The 11,265-nt window shown below is 30.3% G+C and carries 10 protein-coding genes; 4 read left to right on the forward strand and 6 right to left on the reverse strand.

All coding sequences use genetic code 11. The features are described 5' to 3' along the window. Positions 1-145 precede the first annotated feature (145 nt). Genes Q1A46_RS00605 through Q1A46_RS00630 form a run of 6 tightly spaced genes read right to left on the reverse strand, consistent with a single transcriptional unit; the run spans position 146 to position 7,154 of the window. Positions 146-1,537: a glycosyltransferase 87 family protein gene (locus tag Q1A46_RS00605; protein WP_299672829.1), complete on the reverse strand. Its 1,392-nt coding sequence runs from the start codon at positions 1,535-1,537 to the stop codon at positions 146-148. Beyond that, on the reverse strand, positions 1,538-3,028 hold the full coding sequence (locus tag Q1A46_RS00610; protein ID WP_299672832.1) for a cellulose synthase family protein: 1,491 nt from the start codon (positions 3,026-3,028) through the stop codon (positions 1,538-1,540). After that, positions 3,028-3,723, reverse strand: coding sequence for a glycosyltransferase family 2 protein (locus Q1A46_RS00615; protein ID WP_299672836.1), 696 nt, complete (start codon positions 3,721-3,723; stop codon positions 3,028-3,030). Before Q1A46_RS00615 ends, Q1A46_RS00610 begins: the two co-directional genes overlap by 1 nt. Beyond that, the gene (locus Q1A46_RS00620) at positions 3,723-4,199 is read right to left on the reverse strand and encodes a toxin-antitoxin system YwqK family antitoxin (RefSeq protein WP_299672839.1); all 477 of its coding nucleotides are present in this window, start codon (positions 4,197-4,199) and stop codon (positions 3,723-3,725) included. Before Q1A46_RS00620 ends, Q1A46_RS00615 begins: the two co-directional genes overlap by 1 nt. After that, a complete protein-coding gene (locus Q1A46_RS00625) occupies positions 4,189-5,793 on the reverse strand; it encodes a 4Fe-4S dicluster domain-containing protein (RefSeq protein WP_299672842.1) in 1,605 nt (534 codons plus the stop codon). The genes Q1A46_RS00620 and Q1A46_RS00625 overlap by 11 nt, the downstream gene beginning before the upstream one ends. A gap of 17 nt (positions 5,794-5,810) precedes the next feature. Further along, the gene (locus Q1A46_RS00630; RefSeq protein WP_299672845.1) at positions 5,811-7,154 is read right to left on the reverse strand and encodes an NAD(P)/FAD-dependent oxidoreductase; all 1,344 of its coding nucleotides are present in this window, start codon (positions 7,152-7,154) and stop codon (positions 5,811-5,813) included. Positions 7,155-7,310: 156 nt separating this feature from the next. On the opposite strand from Q1A46_RS00630, the gene Q1A46_RS00635 reads away from it, so the two are divergent. The 4 genes from Q1A46_RS00635 to Q1A46_RS00650 are packed head-to-tail and all read left to right on the forward strand — an operon-like array spanning position 7,311 to position 11,261. Next, positions 7,311-8,222: a hypothetical protein gene (locus Q1A46_RS00635; protein ID WP_299672847.1), complete on the forward strand. Its 912-nt coding sequence runs from the start codon at positions 7,311-7,313 to the stop codon at positions 8,220-8,222. Between the two features lie 45 nt (positions 8,223-8,267). Beyond that, the gene (locus tag Q1A46_RS00640) at positions 8,268-9,269 is read left to right on the forward strand and encodes a glycoside hydrolase (protein ID WP_299672850.1); all 1,002 of its coding nucleotides are present in this window, start codon (positions 8,268-8,270) and stop codon (positions 9,267-9,269) included. After that, complete coding sequence (locus tag Q1A46_RS00645; RefSeq protein ID WP_299672853.1) at positions 9,259-9,996, forward strand: hypothetical protein; 738 nt, start codon at positions 9,259-9,261, stop codon at positions 9,994-9,996. Before Q1A46_RS00640 ends, Q1A46_RS00645 begins: the two co-directional genes overlap by 11 nt. 2 nt (positions 9,997-9,998) lie before the next feature. After that, the gene (locus tag Q1A46_RS00650) at positions 9,999-11,261 is read left to right on the forward strand and encodes a POTRA domain-containing protein (protein WP_299672856.1); all 1,263 of its coding nucleotides are present in this window, start codon (positions 9,999-10,001) and stop codon (positions 11,259-11,261) included. Positions 11,262-11,265: the final 4 nt, after the last annotated feature.

Raw genomic sequence — 11,265 nt, forward strand, 5'->3', positions numbered from 1 at the left:
TATATTTTAAATAGATGTAAAATTCTTTATTAAAAATTTTCAGTATTGTAAATTATTGATGGAGAAAATTTTGTGTTAAAATTTTAACAATAAAATGTTAATTTATTTTGGACAAAACATAATTAACTTTATATTTGTTATGTGGTTATAAACCACTTTCTTTTTCTTTTTCATAGCAATTTTTCCCACTCAGACGTGAGTGGGTTTTTATTTCATAAAACATAAATAAATATACTACCAAATACTCAGCAAAAACAAACCATAAATTTTCTTTCCATGGGGTATTAGCATAAGCTTGGTAACTTAAAATGATTACTATAGACCATAGTAATGGAAATCTATATTTAGTGAAAATAGACATGACTATTAACGTAGCTAAATACCAAGGATGCATTGTTGTTGTTGTGAAATAGTAGAACGAAAGCCCAAATAACATAGATGTAGCTAATGTCTCAAATAAATTATTACGTTTAAAGAAAGTTAGATATGCTAAAAAAAGAATGGTTAAAACCGGTGTTATTTTGCCTATTGTGGCAATTTCATTATAGCCTCTAAACATATAGCCAATCTCTCTAAAAACATAGTAGAAACTAGCGTTAAATTCAAAATTACGGAACCATAAACCAATAGAGTTAGTGTAACTATCTATCAATTCATTTGAAAAAAATGGAACAAATAAAGCGATAGACATTAGTACTATGATGCTGTAAAATAAAATTAGTTTACCAAACTGATTCCATTCTATGTTGTTTTCTTTCTTTATAAACCAAAAGAAGAATAATGGTAAGAAAATAAGTGGTATCAATTTCACATTGATTGAAAATGCAATTAAAAATGCTGATAGAATCCAATTTTTTTTCTGAAGATTATATAAAGCCCAAACAAAAAAGAATAGCATAACAGGTTCAAAATGTAAATTTCCTGTGAGTTCAATAATTATAAAAGGATTTAAAAGATACAAGAAAATTAAATTAGGATTTTTATTCAGATTTTTTAAGAGCTTGTATCCGAAATAAAATATTCCAATATCAGCTAGAATAATAATAACTCTCATTACTATAGCTGCGCCTAAAATTGATTCATTAGATAGTAAGGCTGCAATGTAAAAGCACAATTGATTTATTGGTGGATAGTTTGTAAAATGACTTCCATTCATGGCTCCCATACCAGCATAAAGCTCTGTTGCTTGCTTTATGGGATAATTTCCTTCATTTATAAAAACTTCAGGTAAAGAAATGTATGGATTAAATCCTTCAAAAATCATTCTTCCATCCCAAATAAAACGATAAAAATCTTGAGATAAATTGGGAATTGTAGCAATAAATATCAAACGAAATACTATGGCTATTGCCAAATAGTAATTCGTAGGTATTTTTGTTTTTTTTGTAAGTAAATAGTATCCTGAAAACAATAATAACCAAATTGTAACAACTTGTGTAAATTGAGTTCTTACAGTATGATAAGCGAAAAAATAATATAGTACACTAGAAAAAAGTGCAACTAATAATATCGTTGAATTTCTTTTTAGAAAATTCATTTATGCTTTAGAAAATACTGATTTAAAGAATACATACCCAAAACCAATGAATAGCATCAAATGGAAAGGGAAAAGCCCAAAGTCGCCATCACCATCACCAACTGTAAAAGCACTAAACAAACCGAAAGCAAAATATAGTACAAGTAATCCTTCTATAATTACATTTAAAGACGGGCGTTTCTTGATATATTTATTATTCTTCCAGCTATCTGCTAATGTTTTAATGTTAAATTTTGGCGTTCTTACAAACTCACTTTTCTTACCTATGTGTCCCTCTATAACCGCAATAGTATTGTGTAAAGAGAATCCCATAGCTATAGAAAAGAAAGTAAAAAATGCACCAATATATTTTATAAAATTCTTTAAACCTCCACCAAAAGAGTTTTTATACATAAACCAATAACAAACAAAGAAAATAAGCGTACTTGTAACAAAGAAACTCATTACCCAAAAGTATAACTCTAAGTGTCCGTATTTGTTTTTAATATATAACATAGGAATACTTAAAATTCCCATTAAGAACACACATGTAAACATCGAGCTATTTAATAAGTGAAGAATACTGTGTACTTTAGTTTTTAGATTAATGTTTTTACTAGTAATAATTCTAGCCATCATTTTTTGGAAATTTTCTGCACCACCTTTGTTCCATCTAAATTGTTGAGATCTAGCAGCGCTAATTACAACTGGCAATTCTGCTGGAGTTACAACATCTTCTAAATATTTAAATTTCCATTTTTTTAACTGTGCTCTATAGCTTAGATCTAAATCTTCTGTAAGTGTATCACCTTCCCAGTTTCCTGCGTCGATAATACATTCTTTACGCCAAATACCAGCAGTTCCATTAAAATTGATGAAATGTCCTTTGCTATTTCGACCAACTTGTTCTAAAGAGAAATGCGCATCTAAAGCAAAAGCCTGTACTTTGGTAAGAGTTGAATAATCTCTGTTGATATGTCCCCAACGAGTTTGAACTACACCAATTTCAGGATCCTTAAAATAAGGAACAGTTTTTTCTAGCCAACATGGTTTAGGTAAAAAATCAGCATCAAAAATGGCTATAAACTCACCTTTGGCAAACTTTAAGCCTTCCTTTAAAGCACCAGCTTTAAAACCAGTTCTATTCTCTCTACGAATATGTTGAATGTCTAACCCAGTTTCTTGAAGTTTTTTTATTTGAGCAGCTGTTGATGCTACAGATTCGTCAGTAGAGTCATCTAAAACTTGGATTTCCAGTTTGTCTTTAGGATATTGAATTAATGCAATGTTATCTAATAACCTTTCCATTACATAAAGTTCATTATATACTGGAAGTTGAATGGTGATGAAAGGAACTTCATCTTCATTTGTTAAGTCAAATTTTGGTGAGTTATCAACTTTCTTTTTTGAAGATAGGTAGTTAAATAATAAATTTAACTGAGCAATAGCATATAAAAAAACTAATAATAAAGATATACTATATAAACCTATAATGATGTATTCAAGTATCATTATTTAAAACTGTATTTAAAAATCCAACTTAATATTTTTACGCCTGCTAATATAGTTCCTTTTATTGTACCAGAAACTTTAGATACACCAATTCTGTTTCTATATTTCACAGGAATTTCTACGTAAGAATATTTCCTTTTAATTGCCTTTAATTGCATTTCTACTGTCCAACCATATGTTTTATCTTCCATATTAAGGGCTAAAAGTTTATCAAACTTTATTGCTCTAAAAGGTCCCAAGTCTGTGAACTTAGCATTAAAAAACACTTTCATTAAAAAAGTAGCTAACCAATTACCGAAAACTTGTTGTGGAGTCATGGCACCACTTTCACGTAGTCGTTTAACTCGAGAACCAATTACAAAATCAATATTTTTATTAAGAATTGGGTTCACAATTTCAACAAGTTGTTCTGGGTAATCCGAATAATCGCCATCTAAAAACACAACGATATCAGTCTCTAGATTATTTGATGTGATATAATTTATTCCTTTTAAACAAGCATAACCATATCCTTTTCTTTCTTCAGATAAAACTGTAGCGCCTGCTTTTTTTGCATTTTCAGGAGTGTTGTCTGTTGAATTATTATTTACAACAATTACTTCCTCTACAATATCAGGAATATCATGAATTACTTTAGGAATAGAATCTTGTTCGTTATATGCAGGTATAATTACTCTAATTAATGACTGCTTCATTACTTTAAATCATTAAGATTATTTTCTCTCTTGAAAGAAGAGAAATCCGTCCACTCTTTTACTTTTTTACCATTCACGAATTTAGAAGCTTTAATTAATTTACTTTTTTGGTAAATTAAACAGTATCCATTTTTAATATCATTTTTTAATTGACATTTATGTTCTACAGTACCTTTATCATCATAATAAAGCCACCATTTATTTTGCATACCATTTACATAATGTCCTTCTTTTAATTTAGAAGCATTATCGCGGTAAAAATACCAATATTTATCTTTTAAGCCCTTACTGTAATGTCCTTTTTCTTTGATTTCTCCATTAGGATGATAAAATTTCCAATAGGCATGTCTTAAGTTATCTTTCATCCAGCCTTCTTCTTTAATAGAACCGTCTGAATAATACTTTTTTTGATATACTTTTTGAGCAATTCCTAAGAAGCCAATCAATAAAAAGAATAATAAAAACTTATTTTTCATTCATTAATTTTATCAAATCTACATCATTACCTAACAATACTTGTGTTGGATTAATTCTTCCATCTTCTGGTCCGTTTTCTAATTTTAAAACTCCTCTAGGACAAACAGCTGAACACACACCACAACCAACACAACTAGAACGAACTATATTTTCCCCTTTTTGAGCATAAGACCTAACGTCTATTCCTTGTTCACAGTAGGTAGAACAATTACCACAAGAAATACACTGTCCACCGTTAGTTGTAATTCTGAAACGTGATTTGAAACGTTGTACTAATCCCATGTAAGCAGCTAAAGGACAACCAAAACGACACCAAACACGGTTTCCTAAAATAGGATAGAATCCTGTTCCAATAACTCCAGAGAAAATAGAACCAATTAAGAATCCATATGAACTTTGTACATCGTATACAGAAAGACCAAAAGCTAATTCTTTCCAAGTTTCCATTTCTGCAAAATATGTGTACAATGTTAATGCTGTCATTACCGTAGCAAAAACTAAAACTCCATGAATTAACCAACGTTCAACTTTCCATGAAAATAAAGACTTACTAGATAATTGTCTATATGGATCTCCTAAAGTTTCGGCTAAACCACCACAACCACAAACCCATGAACAATACCATCTTTTTCCATAGAAATATACCATTACAGGAACAATCACTAAGGTTAAAATGATTCCCCATACTAACATGAAGATTCCTAAGTTCCCGTTCTCTATTAAACTATTAATATTCCAGTCGAAGAAGAACGTGTAATTTAAAGGCCAAGCATTTTTAAAATCAAACCAAGGTTTGTTAAATGCAACTAAAATTTCGGGAATTAAGAAAGCAAATGCAATTTGGAAAAATAATACGACAGTAGTTCTTACGATTTGATAATTGTTATGTCTGTATTTGATAAACATTCTGATGGCAAAAACCGTCATTACAGAACAATACATGAATCCATATAAAAACCATTGATCTGAAGCATTACCATTTAAAGCTTGCTTGATTGGATTTACAGATAAAATAGGGTTGATTAAGTAATTTGGGAAGAAATACAAAAGCATATAAAACCCTACGAAATATACGAAAGCTATCATTCCTAAAACACCTCTATTGGTTGCAGAATGTTGGAAAATTCCATTGTTTTTTATTCCTGCAGGTCCTAGTAGCTTATAATCAGCTCCAAAGAATAATAACCCACCTAAAATGGCTAATCCAAAGGTTAAAAAGAAAAATAATCCTTGGTTTTGAACAACCCATCCAGTTGCAGAAGACCTAACTAATGGATAAACAAAATCTTTATATGTTTTATTCCATTTTATCCAGATGATTTTATCCCAAGCGATTTCCTTTTGACTTTTATGATATTCGTTAGATTGTTTAGCGATATCAACAATTTTAGAAGACAATTGAGCAGCACTAAGTTCTTTACCAACAATTTCTTGTTTCGCTTTTTCAATAAAAACTTCACTTTTAACTTTCTGTGAAGCCCAAGTATTAAATGTTTCTTCAGAAACTTTATTAGTTCCTGTAAACATACTTGCTGTAAAAATAGCAAACCCAATAAGTGAGATTACTAAACCTATATTTTTAATTACTTTCATGGTATTCATTAATTTTTTTATGCCTTACTAAATATGCGTTTCCAACTTTTCTTTTTTACTTGAAGATTAGTACCGTTTTCTTTATTGAATTGCGATACAATTGCTTCTTCGTGTTGTTTAAAGAATTCAGGATCAAAATTGGCATCCTTAAAATGTTCTAAAACATGAGATACACTTTTTTTCTCGGTAAGCACTTTATCGAAAAATTCATGTCTAAGTCGAATTCCGAAAGTATTAATACCAATAAACTCTTGGGTTTCCTTATCATAATTTAAATGAATGGCTTTTTTACCCGTCTCATCTTTCCAGAAAAAACGTGCTTCATTTTCTTTTGGTTTAGCCCAAACCCATCCATAAGTTTGATACTCTATATCAATGAATTTTGCTGAATTAAACCAATGTCCAGGTTTGTATTCAATTTTATTTCCACAGATAGTTTGCGCCACAGTTTCTCCCATCATTCTACCAGTATACCAAACAGCTTCTATTGGTCTTCTTTGTCCAATAGCTTCATGTTGCTCAGCACAATCACCAATAGCATAAATGTCTTTTTCACTAGTTTCTAAAAAGCGATTTACAAGTATTCCTCTATTTGTTTCAATAGAAGACTCTTTTACAAAGTTGATGTTTGGGGAAACACCAGCAGTTAATCCAACAACATTACAAGCAATTTCTTCACCAGTTTCTGTAATAACGATAGACTTTACTTTACCGTTTTTGTCTGCTTTAATTTCTTTTAAGTTTACACCTAATCTTAAATCAATATGATTTTCTAAAATTTCTTTATTAATCATTTCAGATTCTTGTTCAGGTAGTACACCATTCCAAAAACTAGCCTCACGAACTAAAAAAGTTACAGGGATATTTCTACTATGTAACATTTCTGCAAGCTCAATACCAATAAGTCCACCACCAACAATTACAGCACGTTTACACACTTTATTGTTCGGAGCATATTTTTCTAAACTTTCTAAATCTTGTTTATGATACATGCCCATAACGCCATCTAAATCTTGACCAGGCCAACCAAATTTATTTGGCTTAGAACCAGTAGCAAGAATTAATTTATCATAAGAAAAAGAGCTTCCATCTTGCAATAACAACTGTTTGTTTTCAGCATCGATTTTTTCTACTAAGGCTTTTTTTAATTCGATTCGGTTCTTTTTCCAAAACCAATCTTCGTAGGGTTTGGTGTTTTCGAATTTCATATGCCCCATGTATATGTACATAAGTGCTGTTCTAGAGAAAAAATGTTCAGTTTCTGAAGAGATAATGGTAATTTTTTTATCCGAAAGCTTTCGAATATGTCTTGCGGCAGTAACGCCAGAAATACCATTACCGATAATAACGATGTGTTCCATGTTTTTGAAAATTGCTATTGACTATGTCGATAGAAAAGATAATAATTTACTTTTGTTCTAAATTTAGAATTGTTTTAAATAAGAAAAAGAGTTAGGGTTTTTATGTAATGCCATGTTTTTTTAAACGACTCAGTGTAAGATCAAAAAAAACTATTTATGAAACGAATTTCAATTCTTTTAGCATTACTAACATTTAACTCTTTTGTGTTTTCTCAAGAAGAAAATCAGGAAGAAGAGAAAAATAACTTACAAGTATTTACTCCATCTAAACTATTAAATAAAGGTCAGTGGGACATAAAATGGTTTAATGGTTTGTACACACAAACAAAACAGACAGGTGGTAATAATGGAGATTCTAGGGATATTTTAAGAGAAAACTTTTTTACATCTACACTAGAAGTGTTCACAGGTATTTCAGAAAATAATAGAATCAACGTAGGTGCTATTATAGAATATCGTTCAAATACTATTGGAGGAAGACAAGCACTTTCAGTTTTTAGTTTAAATGATAGTAGAGGAACAGAAAGAAAAGGGTTAACATCAATAGCTCCTTCTGTAAAAATTCAACCTTTTAAAAATGTAGGGAACTTCTCATTTCAATCTTCGTTACATATACCTACATTAGAAAATGAAACTGATGATGCTATTTTTGATTTTAATAATGATGGAAGTCCTGATGGAGTGTTTTTAGATCAAACAGCATGGTCGTTTCAAAATAGATTCTTTTACGATTACACATTTCCAAGCGGAAAGTGGCAATTATTTACAGAGTTAAATACTGAATATGGTTTTGGAGATGATAAGAGTTTTGCTAACAATACTTTTTTAATAGTTCCAGGAGCTTTTATTAGTTATTTTCCAACTCAAAAAGCTACAGTTTTAGCTTTTGCTCAACATTCTGAGCGTTTTGGAGATTTTGAGCAAGACAATACTTCTTTAGGTTTTGGTGGTAAATATCAATTAACAGATGTAATAAACTTAGAAGTTTTATACAGTAACATAGTAAGAGGGTTTAATTTTCAAGGTTTAGGAGAAACATATAGTTTTGGGATAAGAGCTTTATTTTAAAACTTGAATTTAGACAAAGTGTAATTTAATGGCTATTTTTAATGCATGAAGATCAAGCAAATTTTTCTAGTATCATTTTTAGTACTATGTACTTCTTGCAATAGTCAGAAAGAAAAAATAAACGGATTAAGCTTTGTTGCTTCTTCGGAAGCAATAAGCGATAAACATACAACACCCGTAGTTAAGGCGTCAGCGAATTATGTTTCGTTGATGCCTTTTGGTTTTATAAAAGATTTAGCATCTCCAGAAGTTCGATATAATTCGTCTCGACAATGGTTTGGTGAAACCAAAAAAGGAGTAAAACAATATGCTGAAGAATTTAAAAAACTAGGAATAAAGTTTATGATTAAACCTCAGATTTGGGTTTGGAGAGGCGAATTTACCGGATATATAGAAATGAAAACTGAAGAGGAATGGAAAGTTTTAGAAAACTCTTATAGTGCTTTTATTTTAGATTATGCGAAAGCTGCTGAAGAAGTTAAAGCGGATATTCTTTGTATTGGTACTGAGTTAGAAAAGTTTGTAATGAACAGACCGAATTATTGGAATTCTTTAATTCAGAAAATAAAAAAAATATATTCAGGTAAATTAACCTATGCAGCAAATTGGGATGAGTTTAAAAGAGTTCCGTTTTGGAATCAATTAGATTTTATTGGTGTAGATGCCTATTTTCCTTTAAGTGAAGCTAAAACGCCTTCTGTTGAAGAGTTAGAGCAAGGTTGGAAACCTCATAAAACAACAATTAAAGAGTTGTATCAAAAATTTGATAAACCTATTTTATTTACTGAATTCGGATATAGAAGTGTGAATTACACTGGTAAAGAACCTTGGAGTTCGAACAGAATTTCTGGAGAAGTAAATTTAAAAGCTCAAGAAAACGCTACGCAAGCAATTTATAATCAGTTTTGGAATGAAGATTGGTTTGCTGGCGGATTCTTATGGAAATGGTTTCATGATCACGAAAAAGTTGGAGGAGAAAATAACAATCGATTTACACCTCAGAATAAACCAGCAGAAAAATTAATTCAGAAATTATATGCACAGTAAGTGGATACTTATTGTTTTAATACTATTTTTTTCATGTAGTAAAGATGAAAAATCAACCAATTTATCTAACACTATTTTAAGTGATTTTTTACAGAGTCATTCAGATAAAGTTTTAGATGAAGTTATTGCGTGTGCAGGAAGTGGTAACAATGAAGACGCAGTTTTGGTATATTATTTTCCTGAAGAAGGAAGTTTTGATTTTAAATATTACGAAACTGAGAATGCAAATGTAAATCCTGATGATTTTTCTAATTATAAACTTAAAAGTTTACCTACTAAAGGTGTTTTTGGAAATAAACTTTCAGTTTTTATAAGAAATGAATTACAAGATGCTTGGGGGGTTGTTACATACCAAACCGAAGGTAAAATTCATAAATCGAATCCTATACGAATAAAGCATACACAACAAGCAACAGTATATAATTCTGATGTTACAATTGATACATCTGTTCGTTTATCACCAGAATTTCGTTGGAATGAAAGCGAATTACAAAATGATGCTATTTATTTTCAAGTCTTATTAGAGCAAAACAGCATCTTTGTATCAGGAACTTATACTTTTGATCGATTTTTCCGTTATTATGATACATCTAATGTAGTTTTAACGATAAATCCAACCACGCCTCCTAAATTAGAAATAGCAAATGATTACCAGTTTATTGTACTAGGTGTAAGTCTAGATAATTGGGTAAATAGTTATTCCTACAAAAATTTTACCGCAGAGTAATAATGAAGAAATTAATAACCATATTGCTTTTAATACTTTATACATTTCCCGTGCTCTCTCAAGAAGATGGAATGATAGTTCGTTCAGTTACTTTTAAAGGAATGAAAAGAACGAAAGCATCTTTTTTGAAATCGATAACAGAGACAAAGAAAGGAGATGTATATAATACTAGAAAAGTTGAACAAGATATTACTATTTTAAAGCGATTACCAGCTGTTGCACATGCCTATTTAAAGACAAATACCGAAGGTGGAAAATGTGATCTTGAGTTTCACATTCAAGAAAGCTCAACGATTTTACCAGAATTAGCTTTTTGGACAACAACTAATAATAGATTTGCTTATAAATTAGGTGTTTATGAATATAATTTCTTAGGAAGAAATATCGCAGTTGGCGGATTTTATCAGAATAACGGACATGATACATATGCGTTTAATGTTAGAGCTCCTAATTTATTTTCAAAAAAGTTTGGATTAGGTTTCAGTCATCAGAACTGGAAAAGTGAAGAACCTTTATTTTTCGATAATCAGACAGCCAACTATTTGTACAACAATATTTCAACCGAATTATTAGGGTTGTATCAAATTAATTTTAATCATCATCTAACTTTTGGAGTTAACTATTTTCAAGAAAAATATCAATATTTAAATGGAGCTACAAGTCCAGAAGTTCCTAGAGATTTAAAGGTTAATAAGATCTTGTATAAACTTTTATATACTTATGAAGATCTAGAGTATTACTTCCATTACCTAAACGGATTTAAAAGTATTCTTTATTTACAATATGTAACTTCTCAAAATAATTTTCAAGATAAATTTTTAATAGCATGGAACGATTTTTTCTACTATGATAGAGTAGGAAAGAAAGGAAATTGGGCAAATCGTTTGCGTATCGGTTTTGCTTCTAATAGCGATTCTCCTTTTGCTCCATTTGCCTTAGATAACAATATCAATTTAAGAGGTGTTGGTTTTATCGTAGATCGTGGAACAGCAAGTATAGTTTATAACACAGAATACAGACATACACTTTATGACAAAAAATGGTTAACAATTCAGGGAAATGGATTTTTAGATGTAGGAACTTGGAGGCAACCGGGTGGAGAGATTTCAGATTTTTGGAAAACAGAGAATGTTAGAGCGTATTCAGGAATTGGTTTACGTTTTATCAATAAGAAAATTTACAACGCAGTTTTTCGAATTGACTACGGAATTAGCTTAACTGATAAAACTAATGGTATAGTCTTTGGAATTGGACAGTATTTTTAGACTT

The organism is uncultured Tenacibaculum sp., from assembly GCF_947502995.1.
GTDB lineage: Bacteria > Bacteroidota > Bacteroidia > Flavobacteriales > Flavobacteriaceae > Polaribacter.